The organism is Hylemonella sp. P2_B10, assembly GCF_056404875.1.
In genome coordinates, this window is record NZ_JBFUDE010000003.1 from 1,141,740 (window position 1) to 1,159,135 (window position 17,396).

Here is a 17,396-nt window from a genome sequence, read left to right on the forward strand (position 1 = left end):
AGCTTCAGCGGGGATGAAAGTGGCTTAGGCTTCGCCGCCGAACTTCTTGATCAGGTTCTGGATGTACTGCTCCACCAGCTTCTCGAACTCGCCCTTGACCACCGGCTGCACCACCATCTTCATCAACCCCGGCAACGGCACCGACACCTCGCCGGCAATCTTCAGCACCAGGCCGGTGGACTTCTTGTTGTCGGTGATCTTCCAGCTGCCACCCACCAGCGCATTGCCCACGCCTTCCACCGGCGTCCACACCACCGTGCCCTTGGTCTTGTTCGACACGTATTTGGAGGCATAGATGGTCTGGATGTTGACCTGCGCGGTGCCCACCTTTTCCATCTCCCAGCGGTAGACGCCATCGCCCTGGTCGACCAGCTTGTGCACCTTGGGGAAATGGCTGACCGAGGTCGGCACGTCTGACAACACTGCGAAAACGTCCTTGGCCGAGGCCTTGACATCGAATTCATAACCCAGGTCGATGGTCACATTGACGGTCATGACATGCTCCTTGCTTGTGGTGAGTGTGAAATGTTGAAATCGCTCGCGGGCCGCTGCGCGCGCAGGCGCAGCAGCGTGGCCTGCAGCAGGCGCGCATCGGCACTGGCGCGGTGGCGCGGCGTGCCCAACTCGTTGGCCACCTGCTGCTTCATCGTGTGCCAGTGGTCGGCTTCGTCTTCCTGCAGCAGCGAGCGCAGGTTTTCCAGCTTGAAGTGGGGTGCCAGATCGGCAGCGTCAAACAGCGCGGCTATCCAGCTGTAGTCATTGGCCCAGCCATCGGAATACACGGTCTGGCCTTCCAGCCGGTGGTTCAGCTCGCGCGCCACTGCCGGCACCGGCAGGCCACGCGCCAGCACCAGGGGGCGCGGGATGTGGTGCAGCTTTTCGGCCGCGCTGTCCCAGTGCGTCCATTCAGGTTCGGGGCGTATCAGCGTGCAGTAAGAGACGCCATCGGGCAGCACGAAGCCGACTTCTATCGGGTAGCTGTGGCGGCCAAAACCAGAGGCCTCCACATCCAGCACGATGGGTGCGCTGCTTGGTTCGGCATGGCGGGCCTGCATGCACCCATCATAGGGCCTGCCCAGGTCCGCGGGATCAGTGAAAACCAATACCAAAAAGCGCAGCCAGGTAGTCAAAAAACAGGCAATACAACGCAATCGGCAGCGGCAACCCCAGCAGCGTGCCCAGCAGGTAGTGACGCAAGCGCACGCCCGACAGGGCCAGCGCCACGTTCACCGCCGGCAGCGTCTGGAACACCAGGCGCAGCAGCGCGATGCTGGCCACCGGGCGGGCATGCAGCCCGGCGATCAGTCGCTGTGCGAGGGGGCTCTTCAGTTCGGCCAATGCATTGCCGCCCAACAGGCGTATCAGCCAGAAGGTGGCCAGGCAGGACACACTGGCTGCCAGGTAAGTCACCGTGCCGCCCCACAGCCGGCCGAGTGCCAGCACTGCGGCGGCGAGGAAGATCCACCCCGGCACCTGCACCAGATTGCCCAACGCAAACAGCAGCACGAACAGCAGCGTGCCGCCCAACGGGTGGCTGAGGAAAGCGTTGTGCAGCAACTCCAGGCTGAGTTGCTGGCGCAGGCCGGTGAGCTGGAACACCAGCAGCAGCAGGGCCAGCAGCCCGATCACCCCCCACAAGCGCTTGTGTGATGCCATGGTGGTATTGTGGCGCATGGCCATTTTGCTGGCCCCGATGGAGGGGCTGCTCGATTTCGTGCTGCGCGACATCCTGACCCGGGTGGGTGGGGTGGACCGCTGCGTGTCTGAATTCATTCGCGTGACCAACACCTTGTTGCCGGCGCGGGTGTTTGAGCGCGTGGTGCCAGAGCTGTTGAACGGCGGGCGCACGCCGGCCGGCGTGCCGGTGCGTGCCCAGTTGCTGGGCTCCGACCCGGTCTGCCTGGCCGAGAACGCGCAACGCCTGGCCAGCCTGGGGCCGGCCGGCATCGACCTGAACTTTGGCTGCCCGGCCAAGGTGGTGAACCGGCACGGTGGCGGCGCCGCGCTGTTGGACACGCCTGAGGTGGTGGCTGCCATTGTGGCCGCCGTGCGCCGGGCCGTGCCGGCGCACATGCCCGTGTCGGCCAAGATGCGCCTGGGTGTGAACGATGGCGCGCGCGCGCTGGAATGCGCCCTGGGCATTGCCGAAGCGGGCGCGGACGAGCTGGTGGTGCATGCCCGCACCAAGGCCGATGGCTACCGGCCACCGGCCTATTGGGAGCGCCTGCGCGAGATCCGCGATGCGCTGCGCATCCCCGTGGTGGCCAATGGCGAGATCTGGAGCGTGGCCGACGCGCTGCGCTGCCGCGAGGTCTCAGGCTGCGACATGCTGATGCTGGGCCGCGGCATGGTGACCGACCCCGGGCTGGCGTTGGCCATCCGGGCGCAGCAGATGGGGCAATCCGCCGAGGTCAGCTGGGCCGAGTTGCTGCCGCTGCTGGCTGCCTTTTGGCAGCTGGTGCGCGCGCGGCTGGAACCGCGCCAGCAGGCCGGCCGGCTGAAACAGTGGTTGAACTTCTTGCGTCGCCGCCATCCGCAGGCTGAGCACGCTTACATGGCGCTGCGCACCATCAACGATGCGGCGGTGATTGATGCCTGGGTCAGGGCACAGTGCGAGCCCGGCGGCTTGGTGCCCACCATGCTTCTGGTTGACCCACAGCCTGCGCCGCAGGTGCAAGACAGGCTGCCCGAGTTACTTGGCTGCGCTGGCTGAAGGAGTGGGGGTGGGCGCGGGTGCCGAGGCTGGTGCCGCCGGTGCCGCAACGGGCGTGGGCTTCAGGGCCAGATCGCCCCACAGGTCCTTCAGCTTGGTGTCGCGCCCGCAGTGGAAGCGGTAGAAGCGGTAGCGTATGGGGTTGCGCTTGGCGTAGTTCTGGTGGTAGGCCTCTGCGGCGTAGAACTGGCCGACCGGCTCAATCTCGGTGACCACTGGCGCGGGGAAGCGCTTGGACTGGTCCAATGCTGTGCGCGAAGCCTGGGCGATCTTCATTTGCTCAGGCCCGGCGGTGAAGATGGCCGCACGGTGCATGGCGCCGGAATCGCAAAACTGGCGGTTGCGCGAGGTCGGGTCTATGGTGTGCCAGAAGAAATCCACCAGCCGTTCGTAGCTGAGTTTGGCGGTGTCATACACCACCAACACCGATTCGGTGTGTCCAGTGGCCTGGGTGGACACCTGCTCGTAGGTGGGGTTTTCGGCCTGGCCGCCGCTGTAGCCGGCGGTGGTGGAGACGACCCCGTCAAGCTTGGCAAAATCGGCCTGGGCGCACCAGAAGCAGCCGGTGGCGAAGATCGCGGTGGCCACTTTGCCGGCGGCGGGCGGCGTGGTTTGCGCCAACGCCGGTGCCAGGCCCAACAGGCACCAAACAGTCGCGGTGGTGACGGTCTGGAGGAGCAGGCGCCTGGCCGATTGCAATGTCGTCATAAATGGGTCTGTGTCACCGGGTAAGTATCAACGGCAGGGTCAGCGGGTGCTACGCAAGGGCCGTGCCATTGTTCAGCAGGCCTGCGCCGAAAGCAAGGGAAAGACGGTAAAGCCCCGGGTAAATCCCCGGGTTAGGGCGTACGCCGTGCCGGAAGGTGTGCGTTGATCAACTGGCCCGCGATGGACAGGCCCGGTGGACGCGGGGGCAGGGCGTCGCCCGGGCCAAACCAGCGCGCCTCGGCAATTTCGTGCTCGTCCACGCGTACCTCACCGCCCAGGTATTGCGCGGTGAAGGCCAGCATCAGCGAATGTGGAAACGGCCAGGACTGGCTGCCGAAGTACTGCAATTGCTGCACCTTCAGGCCCACTTCCTCCTCCACCTCGCGGTGTATCGCATCCTCCACCGACTCGCCCGCCTCCAGAAACCCCGCCAGCGCGGTGAACATGCCGGTGGGTGAGGCGGTGTGCCGGGCCAACAGCAATTCGTCGCCGCGCTGCACCAGCACCATCATGGCCGGCGAGATGCGCGGGTAGGCGCTGTGGCCACAGGCCGGGCAGGCCATGCAGCGCTCGCCCGCCACCGGCGCCATGGCATGGCCGCAGGCGCCGCAAAAGCGGTGGGTGCGCGCCCATTGGGTGATCTGCAAGGCCCGGCCGGCGATGGCCAGCAGCTCTTCATCAAGGGCGCCAAACAGGCCACGCAACTTGCGCGGCTGGTAACCGGCAGGGGTGGGGCTGCCCTCGGCCAGCCAGGCAGCCTGGCAGTAGCGCTGGTCCAGCAGACCCACGGGCAGCAGGTCGACGGCCGATTCCAGCCCGGCCAGCGCATCGGCGCCAGGCAGCGCCACATCGGCTTCGCGCACCAACAGGGCGTCGCCCAGGAAGATGAAGTTCAGCGGCGCCGGGTGGGCTTGGGGGGTGTTCAGCGGCGTAAAGCGTTCAGGTGTCTTCAGCATGGTGTGCGGGCGTGGCGGCGCCCGCATGGGCCAGACCGCCGGCCACATGCCAGGCCTGCTCAAACCCCAGGCGCCGCAGGCATTGTGCCGCTTTGGCGCTGCGGTTGCCGCTGCGACAGAAAAACACCAGCGGCCCCGGTGGCTGCTTGCGCCAACGCGCCAACTCGCCGCTGAGCCGGCTCAGCGGGATGTTCAGCACCGGGTGCTGGGAGACCTGCGCCATTGCGCCGGCCAGGAATTCACTGGCCTCGCGCACGTCCACCAACTGGGCCTGTGGGTGGCTCTGCAGGAAGTGGGGCAGCGCGGCCCAGTCCAGCGTCAGTTCACCCAGCTGCACGGTCGAGCCGTTTCCTTCGGGCAAGGCCTCATCCGGTGGCGCTGCGGCGGCCAGCGCGCTGGCGGCGCGCAGCGCGGCGCCGCAGTGGGCGATGCGCTCGCAGGCGGCGCCGATGAAGCTGGCGTCCACCGCCGGGCCGAACGACAGGCGCACCGCCGAGCGGGTGCGCCACTCGGGCAGGCCCATGGCCTGTAGCACCGGGCTGGCAGCCGCCAAGCCAGCAGAGCAGGCGCTGCCGGCGCTGACGCGCAGGCCTGCGGCGTCGAACACGTCCAGCAATTCCTTGCTGCCCAGGCCGGCGACCGAGAAGTTCAGCGTGGTGGGCAGGGCGCAGTCCAGCGGTGTGTTGAACACCAGGTCTGGCAGCGCGGCGCCCAGGCTGTCCACCAGTTGCTGGCGGAACTGCAGCAACTGTGCGCCATCGTGCAGGCCGTCCCCTTCCTCCCAGGTGCGCAGCACTGCGCCCAGGGCGGCGATGCCAGCCATGTTCTCGGTGCCTGCCCGGCCGCCCAACTCCTGCCCACCGCCGGCCATCAGCGGCGTGAACGGTGCGTGTTCACGCACGTACAGCAGGCCTATGCCCTTGGGCGCGTACAGCTTGTGGCCAGAGAAGGCGGCGTAATCGATGCGGGTGGCGGCCAGGTTCAGCGCCAGTTTGCCCAGCGCCTGCACGCCGTCCACCAGCCACAGCGCCGGGCTGCCGGCCAGCGCCTGTTCGATGCCGGCCAGGTCGGAGACGGTGCCGGTCTCGTTGTTGGCGGCCATGGTGCACACCAGCGCGGCGTCCGCCGTCCAGGCGCGCAGCAGGTCCAGGTCATGGCGGCCGCGTTCATCCACTGGCAGCGCGCGCAGTTCCAGGTTCAGTCCCAGCACATGGTTCCAGTGGGCCAGGCTTTCCGGCACGGCCTTGTGTTCGGTGGCGCCGTACAGCAGCAGACTGCCGCAGCGCTGGCCAGACAGGCGACGCTCGCGCACCGCGCACAGCGCTGACAGCACGGCAGTTTGAATGGCTTCGGTGGCGCCGCTGGTGAACAGCAGCCTGCCGCCGCCGGCACCCAGCAGGCGGGCGGCGCGCGCACGCGTGTCGTCCAGCAGCGCCTTGGCGCGCAGGCCGGCGCTGTGGCTGCTGCTGGGGTTGCCGAAGGTGTGCAGCATGGCCTCGTGTGCCGCCGCCGCCGCCTGTGGCAGCACCGGCGTGGTGGCGTTGAAGTCCAGGTAGATCTCGGCGGGCAGCATGGGCAGGCGGGTGATGGTGATGTAAAGAGTTAATTTAATGCTTATATTTGGGAAAAATAATTCAAAATTTATCGCTGTTAGGCTATTTGGTAAGATAAAACATCTAAATAAATGAAATATTTAGCATGAATGAACTCGACAAGGTGGATTACGCCATCCTGGCCGCCCTGCAGTCCGATGGCGCCTTGTCCATGGCCGGCCTGGCCGAGCGGGTCGGCCTGTCGGCCACACCCTGCTGGAAGCGGGTCAAGCGGCTGGAGGAGGAAGGCTTCATCGAAAAGCGCGTCGCCCTCATCAACCGCCGCAAGGTGGGCTTGCCGGTGACGGTGTTCGTCAGCGTGCGCACCAGCCACCATGACGCCAAATGGCTGGCAAAATTCGCCGCAGCGGTGGCCGACCTGCCCGAGGTGCAGGAATTCCACCGCATGAGCGGGGACGTGGACTACCTGCTGAAGGTGGTCACCACCGACATCGACGGCTACGACAGGTTCTACAAGAAGCTGATCAAAAGCGCCGAGTTGAGCGGTGTGTCCTCGGCGTTTTCCATGGAGCAGATCAAGTTCAGCACGGCACTGCCGCTGGAGCTGATGGCCCATGGCGTGTCCAGGCCGCAGTGAGCGGCCCCGGTTTTCAAATGCATAAGGAGATTTTTGTGAGCGTGATTGATTTCAAGGGCCGTGTGGCCATCGTCACCGGTGCCGGCGGCGGCCTGGGGCGCGAGCATGCGCTGGCCCTGGCGGCACGCGGCGCCAAGGTGCTGGTCAATGACCTGGGCAGCAGCCGCGACGGCTCGGGCGGCAGCGTCAGCGCCGCTGAAGGCGTGGCGGCCGAGATACGCGCGGCCGGCGGCGAGGCGCTGGCCAACAGTGCCTCGGTCACCGACTACGTCGCCGTGCAGGCGATGGTGCAGCAAGCCATGGACGCCTGGGGTCGGGTGGATGTGCTGGTGAACAACGCTGGCATCCTGCGCGACAAGAGCTTTGCCAAGATGGAGCTGGACGACTTCCGCCTGGTGGTGGAGGTGCACCTGATGGGCGCGGTGAACTGCACCAAGGCGGTCTGGCCCCACATGACGGCGCAAAAATACGGCCGCATCGTGATGACCACCTCGTCCTCCGGCTTGTATGGCAATTTCGGCCAATCCAACTACGGCGCGGCCAAGATGGCGCTGGTGGGGCTGATGCAAACGCTGTCGCTGGAAGGCGCCAAGCACGGCATCCATGTGAACTGCCTGGCCCCCACCGCTGCCACCCGCATGACCGAGGACCTGATGCCCGAGGCCATGCTGCGCGCTTTGACGCCTCAGTCCGTGGTGCCGGCCATGCTGGTGCTGGCCCATGAATCGGCGCCCAGCCGCACCATCTTGTGCGCCGGTGCTGGCAGCTTCGAGGCCGCCCACATCACGCTGACACCCGGCGCCTGGATAGGCACCGGTGCGCAGGCACCCGAGCAGCTGGCTGAGCAGTTGGCCCAGGTGCGCGCGCGCCAGGGCGAGAGCGTGCCGCAAAGCGGTGCCGCGCAAGGCACGTTGGAAATCAGCGCCGCCATGGCGCATGTGGGCCACGCCTGAGCGGGCGCACCTTGCTTTCTTCACCCGCACCAGGGTTTAGCGGGTAGTATTGCGGCTGGCCTGTTGGTCAGTCGCCTTTCCCTCTCACCATGCTGCGTTTCCTGCTGTTGCTTGTTGCCTTGTTGGGCGCCCTGAGTGGCGTTGCCCAGGCCGCGCCGTCAGTCGGCGTGGTCACCATCGTGGAAGGCAAGGCGCGGCTGTTGCGCGGTGCCAATGTGTACAACGTGCAGGAAGGCCTGACCCTGGCGCCGCAGGACATCCTGGAAACCGACGATCGCTCGCATGTGCAGGTGGAGTTTGCCGATGGCTCGGCGCTGGGTGTAGGCCCCAAGTCCGCCGCCTGGCTGGGCATTGGGCCGCAGGACGTCAGCCACGCTGGCGAGGCTTTCCTGTTGTCGGGTTGGCTGAAGGTGTCGGGCAAGGCCAATGCCGGCTTGCTGCGCACGGGTTCGCCCGGCATTGTGCTGATTCCCAAGGGCGGCCCCTACGTGCTGCATCAGCAGGCCGGGCAGACCGAATTTTTCGTTGAGACTGGCGCGCTGCTGCCGGCCGCTGCGGGCAAGTCAGGCGCCGCGTTGGCGCCGCTCAAGGGAGGTGACTTTGCCGAAGTCAAGTCTGACCGCAGCTTGAACGTGCTCAAGCGTCCCACACCGGCCTTCCTCAGCGCCATGCCGCGCATGTTCATCGACACGCTGCCGTCGCGCTACACCAAATTTGCCAGCGGCAAGGTCGAGCCGGCGTCGCTGCGCCCAGTGGTCTTTGACGAGGTCGACCGCTGGCTCAGGGGCTACCCCGCCGAGCGCAGGTCGCTGCTGAGCCGCTTTGCCGGCCGCCTGAAAGACAAGGATTTCCGCGCGCAGGTGGAGGACAATCTGTCCGCCTACCCCGAATGGGACAGAACCCTGCATCCGGAGAAGTTCGCCCCCAAGGCTGGCAAGCCGTAAATCCCGAACGTGAGAGAGCGCCATGAAACTGATCGTCAAGTTCAACATCATCTTCCTGCTGGTCTTCGCCCTGGGTTTCGCGGCGGCGGCCTATGTGTCCGACGCGCTGTTGAAAAAGAACGCCCAGGACGAAATCGTGCAGAACGCGCGTCTCATCATGGAGTCGTCGCTGGCCTCGCGCACCTACACCAGCACGCAGATCGCGCCACTGTTGCAGACGCAGATGAAATACGAATTCCTGCCGCAGTCGGTGCCGGCCTACGGTGCCACCGAGCAGTTCGTGCACCTGAGCAAGAAGTTTCCCGACTTCAGCTACAAGGAAGCCACGCTGAACCCCACCAACCCGCGCGACAAGACCGCCGATTGGGAAGCCGACCTGGTGAACCGTTTCCGCCAGTACCCCGACCAGACCGAGATCGTCGGTGAGCGCGACACGCCCAGTGGCCGTTCGCTGTACATGGCGCGGCCAATCCAGATCAAGGCCGAAGGCTGCCTGATCTGCCACAGCACGGTGGACGTGGCGCCCAAGACGCTGCTGGACAAATACGGCAGCAACAATGGCTTTGGCTGGAAGCTCAACGAAATCATCGGCGCGCAGGTGGTGTCCGTGCCGACCTCGCTGCCGCTGCAAAAGGCCAACCAGGCGTTCAAGACCTTCATGCTGTCGCTGGGCGTCGTGTTCGCGATGATTTTCATCTCGCTCAACGCCATGCTGTACTTCATGGTGGTGCGCCCGGTGACCCGGCTGTCGCAGATCGCCGACGAGATCAGCATGGGCAAGCTGGACGGCACCGCCATTCCCCTGGGCGGCAAGGACGAGATCGGCCGCCTCAGCCAGGCCTTCGACCGCATGAAGAAGAGCCTGGTGCATGCGATGAAGATGCTGGAAGAGTAAGCCTTTCAGTTCAGTCCGGAGATTCCCAGCTTGCCCCCGCCCCAGCCACCCGCACCCGAGAAACTTGGCCGCTACGAGATCGTGGGCACCCTGGGGCGTGGCGCCATGGGCGTGGTCTACAAGGGGTTCGATCCGATGATCTCGCGCTCGGTGGCGCTGAAGACCATACGTAAGGACCTGCTGGACAGCGAGCACGCCACCGAGACCATCAACCGCTTCCGCAACGAGGCCATGGCCTCGGGTCGGCTGAACCACCCTGGCATCATCGCCATCCACGAGTACGGCGAGCACGACGAGACCGTGTTCATCGTCATGGAGTACGCGCCCGGCGACAGCCTGCGCGGCTACATTGGCCGGCGCGACAGCATCAAGCTGACCGAGGTGGGCGACATCATGGGCCAGCTGCTGGACGCGCTGGACTATGCGCACGAAAACGGCATCGTGCACCGCGACGTCAAGCCGGCCAACATCATCATCAGCGCCGGTGGCAAGGTGAAGGTGACGGACTTTGGCATTGCCCGCATCAACTCGTCCACGCTGACGCAGACCGGCATGATCGTGGGCACGCCCAGCTACATGGCGCCCGAGCAGTACACAGGCCTGGGCGTGGACCGGCGTGCCGACGTGTTTTCCGCCGGCATCCTGCTGTACGAGATGGTCACCGGCATCAAGCCTTTCGAGGGTGCGACCGAGGTGGTGGCCTACCAGATCTGCCACGAGCCGCACCGCCCCCCCACCGAGGTCAACCACCTGCTGCCGCGTGGCATGGACATGGTGATGGCGCGCGCGCTGGCCAAGAAGCCTGACCAGCGCTTCGCCACCGCGCGTGAGTTCGCCGAGGCCTTGCGCACGGTGATCGATCGGCACGAGCAGAGCGTCTCTGAGCCCACGTTGATCGCCACCCGCACCCAGCCACTGCGCATGCCTGGCGCGGCCGCGCAGCCGGCTGACCCCAGCAGCCATTCGTCCCACGCGTCCCACGCGTCCCATTCCACCGCGCTGATTGGCTGGGATGCCAGCACGCTGGCCGCGCTGGAGACACTGCTGGGCCCCTATGTGGGGCCGCTGGCGCGCACCATGGTCAAGCGCCATGCGGCCAAGTCGTTCACGCTGTCGGACCTGCAGGACAAGCTGACCCAGTCCATCGACGACCCGGCCGAGCGCGCCGAGTTCACCAAGCAGGCCCGCCCGGTGTTCGAGCAGTTGGCATTGCAAAAGGGCGCCAGCGCCGGTTCTGGCCCCGGCACGCGCAGCAGCAGCATGACCATGACGCACCGCGCCATCACCCAGGCCGAGCTGGACCGTGCGGTGGCTGACCTGACGCCTTTCATGGGGCCGATCTCCAAGATGATGGTGAAGAAGGACGCCACCGCTGCGCGCGACCTGCGCGAGCTGTACCTGCGCCTGTCCGAACACCTGTCCACGGGCGAGGAGAAGGCGCGCTTCCTGAAAATCCGCGGATACTGATCCGCCGTTCATGCGGGAGCGGCCCGGCGGCAGCTAGAGCCCCAGCGCCTGCGCCATCTGCTCGCCACTCAGGCGATGTCCCTTTTTATGTTGCAGCACCAGGCCCCGCATCGCCGCGTTGCGTGGTGCGCTGCCGCCATGCTGCTGCGCCAGCCGCACCACGGCGCCGCACAGGTCGTCGATCTCGGTTGTGGTGCCCCGTTGCAGGTCGTCCCACATGCTGGAGCGGGCGCTGGGGTCTATGCGCAGCATGCGCGCGGCGACCAACTTGAACAACCAGTCCGGCAGGCGCAGGATGTGCGGCAACAGGCGCGGCGGCGCGCTGGCCACCTTGGCGGGCTCGATACCAGCCGCGTCCAGCGCGGCCAGGGCTTCCAGCTGCAGCGCCGCCAGCACGCGGCGGTAGCCGGCGTCCATCAACTCGTCGCGCAGCGGCAGGTTCGACAGCGCGTTCACCGGGTTGTTCAGGTTCAGCAGCAGCTTGCCCCATTGCACCGCGCGCATGTCCTGCGCCAGCTCCATGGGCAGACCGGCGGCCTGGAACAGCGGCGCCACCTGCTCGCTGACCGGGTGGCGCTGCACATGCAGGCTGCCGGTGGTGGCGCGGTGCACCCGGTTGGGCGTGGGCATCACCACGTTGTAGGGCACCATGCCGGCCAGCGCCGGCAGTTGGGGTGCGCCGGCCTGGATGCGCGCCACGTTGTCGACGCCGTTTTGCAGCGAGATCACCGGCGTGCCCGCTGAGCAGGCGGCGGCCAGCTCGTGCGCGGCCGACTCGGTGGCGCCACCTTTCACGCACAGCAGGATGACCGCGGGCGCCAGCAGATCTACGCCGGCCAGGTCGGGTGCCAGGTGCAATTGATCAGGGCCCAGATGGGCGCTGAAGCCATCCAGGTCGGACACCTGCAAACCGCCTTGGGCCAGCGGCTCCAGCACGCGTGGGCGGCCCACCAGCGTGACGCGTTGGCCGGCCGCTGCCAGCCGTGCGCCCACATAGCAACCTATGGCGCCAGCGCCGAGAACGATGAAATGCATGGTGGTTTGTTCCAGAACAAATCTGGCGGCAGCATAGCCCAGTGCCTGGCGATCGGCTGTCGCCTGGGCGCTTATCATCGGTGGTTGCGCCTTGGGCTTCCCGCGGGCATTTGCCATGGCCATTGCAGGCCGCCATTCCTCCATGTTGAAAACCCTGTTCGCCAAGAACCGCCAGGCCAGCGCCACTTTCATCGTCATCACCGTCTTCCTGGATGTTCTTGGCATCGGCCTCATCATCCCGGTGTTGCCGGTGCTGGTGGGCCAGTTCACCAGCAGCCCGGATGAGCAGGCCCAGTGGTACGGCTGGCTCACCGCCACCTATGGGGTGGTGCAGTTCTTCTGCACCCCCGTGCTGGGCGCCTTGAGCGACCGCTTCGGCCGCCGGCCGGTGCTGCTGCTGTCCATCCTCGGCCTGGGCACCAGCCTGATGGTGCAGGCCACCGCCACCTCGCTGCTGGCCATGCTGCTGATACGCATCGTCAGCGGCGCCACCGGCGCCAGCTTCTCGGTGGCCAATGCCTACATGGCCGACATCACGCCGCCGGAGCAGCGCGGTCGCGCCTTTGGCCTGCTGGGCGCGGCCTTCGGCATGGGCTTCATCTTTGGCCCGGTGTTGGGCGGACTGCTGGGTGGTTACGACGTGCGGCTGCCGTTTTTTGCTGCCGCTGGCCTGGCGCTGCTGAACCTGCTGTACGGCTTTTTCGTGCTGCCCGAGTCGCTGCCGGTGGAGCGCCGGGCCAGCTTCTCCCTCAAACGTGCCAACCCGTTTTCAGCGCTGTTGCACCTGGGCCAGTTGCGCGGTGTGGGCGGCCTGATCGGCGTGATTGCGTTGTCGGTGTTCGCGCAGTTCATCCTGCAGACCACCTGGGTGCTGTACACGCAGTTCCGCTTCGGCTGGGGGCCGACGGAAAACGGCTTTGCGCTCTTCGTCGTCGGCGTCGTCAGCACCCTGGTCCAGGGCGGCCTGCAGGGCCGGCTGATCAAGCGCTTCGGTGAGGAGCGACTGGCATTGATCGGGCTGGCATCGGGTGCCATCGCACTGCTGCTCTATGGGCTGGCCGACCAGGGCTGGATGATGTACGCCATCATCTTCGCCAACCTGTTGGCGCCTGCCGCCGGCCCGGCCATGCAGGCCATCGTGTCCAAGGCGGTGGGGCCGAAGGAACAGGGGCTGACACAGGGCTCGCTGACTGCCATCAACAGCGTGGCGATCATCATCGCGCCGCTGCTGGGCACGGTCATCCTGGCGCGGGTGGGGCACTTGCCGGCGCACGATTGGCGCATGGGCAGCACGTTCTTCCTGTGCGCGGTGTTGCAGGTGTGTGCGTTGGGGTTGGCGCTCGCGCACTTCAGGCGCGCGGGCAAGCGGCGTGCCGCAGTGGCGCAGGAGGAACTGTGACAGGTGGTGCGTGCACCCCAACAAGCCACTGTGCGCGGGGCTCTGCCGCCGGGCCGCCCCAAGGCAAAACGCGGCCCGCTCGGTTGGCAGGGCGCGCCACAAAGTGCGCGACGGTGGGGCTGGTTAGAACCTGTAGCTGACGCCCAGCGAGTACAGGTCTTTTTCGGGCTGGGCGCCCAGGGTTTCGAAGCGGTAGCGTTCCCACTCACCGCGCAGCGAGATGTTCTTGCTGAACTCGTACTGCACGCCAAAGCCAGCCTTCAGGCCCATGCCTATGCCGGCATTGGCCAGGCTGCGGTCCAGTTGGCCGTGCACCACGCCCACCCGGCCCAGCAGAGAGAAGTCGCGGCTCAGCGGGTACAAGCCCACCGCATCCACGAAGTAGCCGCTGCCCTTGTGCAACTCGTTGCTGCGCAGGTCATCCGTCAGCGTGCTGCCGAAGCGGCCCAGGTTGACCCAGCCGGCTTCGACCGCGAAATTGGTGTTCCAGGTGATGCCGCCGAATTGCTTGTAGCCGCTGGACCAGCGGTCCTGGCTGCCCAGGTTGTCAGGGCTGTAGCGCAGACCGCCCACGCTGCTGCCCAGCACCAGACCCTGGCCTTCGGCCGCCTGTGCAGAGAGTGCCACCAACGCGGCAACGGCAAGCAATGTTCGGACTGGCAATCTCATGACGATCTCGTTGATACCGGTTCAGCAAGGCTGATTTCCCCTACTGTGGCGGCTGACTGTGCGCTTGGCCACTGACGTCTGGTGAATACTTGTTTCAGAACGTAAAGGTGGCCAAAAGTTCATTCCAAACGGCTGAACCATGACTGCATTGTGCTGATTTGCTAACATTCACCCAAATGGATGAACAATGCTGAGCACTGACTCGTTGGCTTTGGACAACACGCTGACTGCGCTGGCGGATGACACGCGTCGCGCCATCCTGCTGCGCCTGTCGCACGGTGAACTGCGGGTAACGGAGCTGGCGGCGCCCTTCGACATCTCGCTGAATTCCGTCTCCAAGCACATACGCATGCTGGAGCGTGCCCATCTGGTGCGCCGCCGCGTGGCCGGACGTGAGCACTGGCTCGCTCTGGATCCGAGCGCGCTGGAGAGCCTGAACCAGTGGCTGAAACGCCAACGTGCTGTCTGGGCGGCGCAACAAAAAAAGGCGCTGGCCGCGCAAACGGCCAGCGCCCTGGGGCAGGACGATTTGTTCTCCTAGCCCTGGATCGTCGCTCAGGCGGCTTTGCGCACGCGCGCGGCCTTGGCCTTGACAACGCGCTTCACGGTGGCTGCCTTGGCGGCCACACTGGTCTTGCCGGCGATGCGCTTGGCCAGCAGGCCGGACTTCTGTTCGATCTTGGCGGCGACCTTGCTGACCGCTTCGGCGGCCGGCACAGCGGCTGACGCCAGCGTGTTCAGCGTGCTGACGCCGGTGGCCTTCTGGAATTTGCCGGCGTTGGTGACGGCGCGGGCCACACCCTTTTCGGCCAGTGCCACGGCCTTGTTCACCAGGGCGTCAGCGCCATCGGTGGTGACGTGGATGCCGCGCGCATAGTAGCCGCTGACCTTCTTTTGTGCCGACAGCGCATTGGCGCGCACTTCGGGCTTCAGGCGCTTGGCGGACTTTGCCAGCGCGCGTTCCCAGCTCTGGTCCACATAGCCCACCACGCGCTCACCGCCGGCGCGGTAGGCTTGGATCACGTGCTTGGCGGTGTTGCCATAGGAAGAGATCAGATCGGTGGTCACGCTGGAGAGGTTCTTGGTGGTCATGCGGAAATCCTGAATTGAAAGGTTGAGTGAAAGCTTGACTGCCTGGCTGCCGCTGCAACCTGCGTTGGGTTGGCATGGAAGTCATTCTCAGGATTCGCCGTAGTGGCGGCACCTTAATTCGCCCCTTATTCCTAGAGGCGTACGTCTAGGGCGCCGCTTCCTCGAGCCCCACCACCCCAATCTTCTGCAGCCCCAGGCGCTGCGACGCCGTCAGCACCGCCGCCACGGCGTCGTACTTGGCCTTGGGGTCGGCGCGCACATGGATTTCGGGCTGCGGCGACAGCTGTGCGGCTTCGCGCAGCCGCGTTTCCAGCGCGGCGCGGTCGGGCACGGGCTCGCCGTTCCAGGTCAGCTGGTTGGCGGCGTCCAGGCTGAGCCGCGCCACTATGGGCTCGGGCGCGTCGGGTGGCGGCAGGCCCGAGGGCATTTCCATGCTGACGGCATGCAGCTGTATCGGAATGGTGATGATCAGCATCACCAGCAGCACCAGCAGCACGTCGATCAGCGGCGTGGTGTTCATGGACGGCGCCACCTCGTCGTCGTCGCCGTCCAGCGCATCGTCAAAGTCTATGGCCATGCTGTGGGTGCCTCAGTGCGCGGGCGGCTCGGTCAGGAAGCCGATGCGGGTGATGCCGGCCTGCTGGCAGGCCAGCACCACGCGCGCCACGTGGCGGTAGTCGGCGCGGGCATCGGCGCGTATGTGCACCTCGGGCTGCGGCGTGTTGCCGGCCACCTTCTGCAGGCGATCGCGTAAGCTCTGGGCATCGCGCAGTTTGGCGTCATACCAGTAGCTGGTGCCCTCACCATCCACCGAGATGATGATGGTCTCAGGCAGCGCCTGGCGCAGCTGGTTGGTTTCGCGCGGCAGCTTCACCGCCACCGCCGCGTTGACCACGGGGATGGTGATCAGGAAGATGATCAGCAGCACCAGCATCACGTCCACCAGCGGCGTGGTGTTGATCTCCGACAGCATGCCGTCTTCGGCGTCGCCATCGGCGGCGCGGCTGCTGGCATCGAAGTCAATCGCCATGGCTCAGGCGCCAGCGCGTTGCGTCAGTTGCGCTTCCTGCAGCAGCAGCGTGTGCAGGTCCGAGCCGAAACCCTTGATGGCGTGCATGGCCAGCCGGTTGCGCCGCACCAGCCAGTTGTAGCCCAGCACGGCGGGCACGGCCACCGCCAGGCCCAGCGCCGTCATGATCAGCGCCTCGCCCACCGGGCCGGCCACCTTGTCGATGGAGGCCTGGCCGGTGACGCCTATGGTCACCAGCGCGCTGTAGATGCCCCACACGGTGCCGAACAGCCCGACGAAGGGCGCGGTGGAGCCCACCGTGGCCAGCACCGCCAGACCGGCCTGCATGCGCATCTGCAGCGCGCCGACGTTGCGCACGATGTCCTGGCCCAGCCACTCGGCCATGTCCACCATGCGCGCCAGGCTGGCGTGCTTGTGCTGGGCCTGCAAGGCCGAATCGACGACAAAGCGGAATGGACTGTCCTTGGCCAGTTTGTCGGCACCTTGCTGCACCGAGCCGGCGCCAGCAAAGGCGTTGCGCGCGTCCAGCGCCTGCTGGTTCTGTTTGCGCTGCTCTAGCAGCTTGGCGATGATGATGTACCAGCTGCCCAGCGACATGATGGCCAGCGCCAGCAGCGTGGTGCGCGCCACCAGGTCGCCCTGGCCCCAGACGGCACGCAGGCCGTAGGGGTTGGCGTCGCCACCGCCTGGGCTGGGCGGCTGCAGCGCGGGGGCGCTGATGGCGCTGCCCGTGGCCAATGGCACTGGCGCGGCTGAAGCCGATGCTGCCGCTGCAGGCGCGCTGGCCCCAGGCTGGCCCGTCGCCTGTGCCTGGACGGCACCATGTCCGGTGGCCAGCGCCAGCAGGGCGGCAGCCAGCAGGGCACGCAACGGTGTGCCGGCTTGCACGGCGGCGGAAAAAAGACGGGTGTGCATCAGGCGCATGGGGTGTCTTCCGTGTGGTGGATGGCGTTGGTGTTCTTCATTTGCATTTGTCCCGTATCGCCTGGACAGCGATCACCGGTGCGGCCAGCAGGCCGCCGGCCTGGTTGGGGCCCAGGCAGTCGGGCTTGACCGACTGCTCCACGCTGTCGGCGAATTTGTCACGCTTGCCGCCGGGGTTCAATTGCTCGTTGACCATCTCGGACAGGCTGCGCTGGCGCGGCTGGTTGCCCAGCATGTAAGGGTAGGCCAACGAGGACTTGGGTCCGGCGGCCGGTGCCGGCAACACCAGCCCGCCACCAGCCGGCGGTGGCGCACCCGGGGCTGCCTGCGCGGGGGCGCCGCCGGCTGGCCGGCCCTCAGCCGGGGTGATGGCGTTGGGCCGGGGCGCGGCCGGCGTGGGTGCCACCGCGGTGGCCGGCGA

The 17,396-nt window shown here is 66.4% G+C and carries 20 protein-coding genes and 1 pseudogene; 8 read left to right on the top strand and 13 right to left on the bottom strand.

Annotation, left to right across the window (positions count from 1 at the left end; translation table 11 throughout):
* Positions 1-24 precede the first annotated feature (24 nt).
* Genes AC1DX2_RS17650 through AC1DX2_RS17660 form a run of 3 tightly spaced genes read right to left on the bottom strand, consistent with a single transcriptional unit; the run spans position 25 to position 1,656 of the window.
* Complete coding sequence (locus AC1DX2_RS17650; protein WP_477197657.1) at positions 25-495, bottom strand: SRPBCC family protein; 471 nt, start codon at positions 493-495, stop codon at positions 25-27.
* The gene (locus AC1DX2_RS17655; RefSeq protein WP_477197658.1) at positions 492-1,055 is read right to left on the bottom strand and encodes a 3'-5' exonuclease; all 564 of its coding nucleotides are present in this window, start codon (positions 1,053-1,055) and stop codon (positions 492-494) included. The genes AC1DX2_RS17650 and AC1DX2_RS17655 overlap by 4 nt, the downstream gene beginning before the upstream one ends.
* A 34-nt stretch (positions 1,056-1,089) precedes the next feature.
* Positions 1,090-1,656, bottom strand: a complete 567-nt coding sequence (locus AC1DX2_RS17660) for a VTT domain-containing protein (protein ID WP_477197659.1) — start codon at positions 1,654-1,656, stop codon at positions 1,090-1,092.
* 16 nt (positions 1,657-1,672) lie between these two features.
* Between AC1DX2_RS17660 and AC1DX2_RS17665 the strand changes: the two genes are divergently transcribed.
* Positions 1,673-2,713 (top strand): tRNA dihydrouridine synthase, encoded by a 1,041-nt coding sequence (locus AC1DX2_RS17665; RefSeq protein ID WP_477197660.1) that lies wholly within the window; start codon positions 1,673-1,675, stop codon positions 2,711-2,713.
* Here AC1DX2_RS17665 and msrA read toward each other — a convergent pair.
* The 3 genes from msrA to AC1DX2_RS17680 all read right to left on the bottom strand — a co-directional run bounded on the left by msrA (position 2,693) and on the right by AC1DX2_RS17680 (position 5,950).
* The gene (gene msrA, locus AC1DX2_RS17670) at positions 2,693-3,421 is read right to left on the bottom strand and encodes a peptide-methionine (S)-S-oxide reductase MsrA (RefSeq protein ID WP_477197661.1); all 729 of its coding nucleotides are present in this window, start codon (positions 3,419-3,421) and stop codon (positions 2,693-2,695) included. The genes AC1DX2_RS17665 and msrA overlap by 21 nt on opposite strands.
* A 131-nt stretch (positions 3,422-3,552) precedes the next feature.
* Entirely contained in the window at positions 3,553-4,377 is an 825-nt protein-coding gene (nudC, locus tag AC1DX2_RS17675) for an NAD(+) diphosphatase (protein ID WP_477197662.1), read from the bottom strand.
* Positions 4,361-5,950, bottom strand: coding sequence for an aminotransferase class V-fold PLP-dependent enzyme (locus AC1DX2_RS17680; RefSeq protein ID WP_477197663.1), 1,590 nt, complete (start codon positions 5,948-5,950; stop codon positions 4,361-4,363). The genes nudC and AC1DX2_RS17680 overlap by 17 nt, the downstream gene beginning before the upstream one ends.
* 125 nt (positions 5,951-6,075) lie before the next feature.
* On the opposite strand from AC1DX2_RS17680, the gene AC1DX2_RS17685 reads away from it, so the two are divergent.
* The 5 genes from AC1DX2_RS17685 (at position 6,076) to AC1DX2_RS17705 (ending at position 10,826) form a co-directional block, all read left to right on the top strand.
* On the top strand, positions 6,076-6,567 hold the full coding sequence (locus AC1DX2_RS17685) for an Lrp/AsnC family transcriptional regulator (RefSeq protein ID WP_477197664.1): 492 nt from the start codon (positions 6,076-6,078) through the stop codon (positions 6,565-6,567).
* Between the two features lie 35 nt (positions 6,568-6,602).
* Complete coding sequence (locus tag AC1DX2_RS17690; RefSeq protein ID WP_477197665.1) at positions 6,603-7,520, top strand: SDR family NAD(P)-dependent oxidoreductase; 918 nt, start codon at positions 6,603-6,605, stop codon at positions 7,518-7,520.
* An 89-nt stretch (positions 7,521-7,609) separates the two neighbouring features.
* Positions 7,610-8,464, top strand: a complete 855-nt coding sequence (locus AC1DX2_RS17695; RefSeq protein ID WP_477197666.1) for a hypothetical protein — start codon at positions 7,610-7,612, stop codon at positions 8,462-8,464.
* A gap of 22 nt (positions 8,465-8,486) precedes the next feature.
* Positions 8,487-9,359: a c-type heme family protein gene (locus AC1DX2_RS17700; RefSeq protein ID WP_477197667.1), complete on the top strand. Its 873-nt coding sequence runs from the start codon at positions 8,487-8,489 to the stop codon at positions 9,357-9,359.
* Positions 9,360-9,389: 30 nt separating this feature from the next.
* Positions 9,390-10,826, top strand: a complete 1,437-nt coding sequence (locus AC1DX2_RS17705) for a serine/threonine-protein kinase (protein ID WP_477197668.1) — start codon at positions 9,390-9,392, stop codon at positions 10,824-10,826.
* A gap of 33 nt (positions 10,827-10,859) precedes the next feature.
* Here AC1DX2_RS17705 and AC1DX2_RS17710 read toward each other — a convergent pair whose 3' ends face one another.
* Positions 10,860-11,861, bottom strand: a complete 1,002-nt coding sequence (locus AC1DX2_RS17710) for a 2-dehydropantoate 2-reductase (RefSeq protein WP_477197669.1) — start codon at positions 11,859-11,861, stop codon at positions 10,860-10,862.
* A gap of 142 nt (positions 11,862-12,003) precedes the next feature.
* Between AC1DX2_RS17710 and AC1DX2_RS17715 the strand changes: the two genes are divergently transcribed.
* Positions 12,004-13,260, top strand: coding sequence for a TCR/Tet family MFS transporter (locus AC1DX2_RS17715; RefSeq protein ID WP_477197670.1), 1,257 nt, complete (start codon positions 12,004-12,006; stop codon positions 13,258-13,260).
* Positions 13,261-13,383: 123 nt separating this feature from the next.
* Here AC1DX2_RS17715 and AC1DX2_RS17720 read toward each other — a convergent pair whose 3' ends face one another.
* Entirely contained in the window at positions 13,384-13,929 is a 546-nt protein-coding gene (locus AC1DX2_RS17720) for a porin family protein (protein ID WP_477197671.1), read from the bottom strand.
* A 187-nt stretch (positions 13,930-14,116) separates the two neighbouring features.
* On the opposite strand from AC1DX2_RS17720, the gene AC1DX2_RS17725 reads away from it, so the two are divergent.
* Positions 14,117-14,470: an ArsR/SmtB family transcription factor gene (locus tag AC1DX2_RS17725; RefSeq protein WP_477197672.1), complete on the top strand. Its 354-nt coding sequence runs from the start codon at positions 14,117-14,119 to the stop codon at positions 14,468-14,470.
* A 14-nt stretch (positions 14,471-14,484) separates the two neighbouring features.
* Here the strand turns inward: AC1DX2_RS17725 and AC1DX2_RS17730 are convergent, their stop codons facing one another.
* The 5 genes and pseudogenes from AC1DX2_RS17730 to AC1DX2_RS17750 all read right to left on the bottom strand — a co-directional run.
* Positions 14,485-15,021, bottom strand: coding sequence for a hypothetical protein (locus AC1DX2_RS17730; protein WP_477197673.1), 537 nt, complete (start codon positions 15,019-15,021; stop codon positions 14,485-14,487).
* Between the two features lie 145 nt (positions 15,022-15,166).
* Positions 15,167-15,598 carry an ExbD/TolR family protein gene (locus AC1DX2_RS17735; RefSeq protein ID WP_477197674.1) on the bottom strand — a complete coding sequence of 144 codons (432 nt, stop codon included), beginning with the start codon at positions 15,596-15,598 and terminating at the stop codon, positions 15,167-15,169.
* A 12-nt stretch (positions 15,599-15,610) separates the two neighbouring features.
* The gene (locus tag AC1DX2_RS17740) at positions 15,611-16,051 is read right to left on the bottom strand and encodes an ExbD/TolR family protein (protein ID WP_477197675.1); all 441 of its coding nucleotides are present in this window, start codon (positions 16,049-16,051) and stop codon (positions 15,611-15,613) included.
* Between the two features lie 3 nt (positions 16,052-16,054).
* Complete coding sequence (locus tag AC1DX2_RS17745; RefSeq protein ID WP_477197721.1) at positions 16,055-16,966, bottom strand: MotA/TolQ/ExbB proton channel family protein; 912 nt, start codon at positions 16,964-16,966, stop codon at positions 16,055-16,057.
* Positions 16,967-17,012: 46 nt separating this feature from the next.
* A pseudogene (locus AC1DX2_RS17750) lies at positions 17,013-17,396 on the bottom strand (hypothetical protein); the annotation flags it as partial.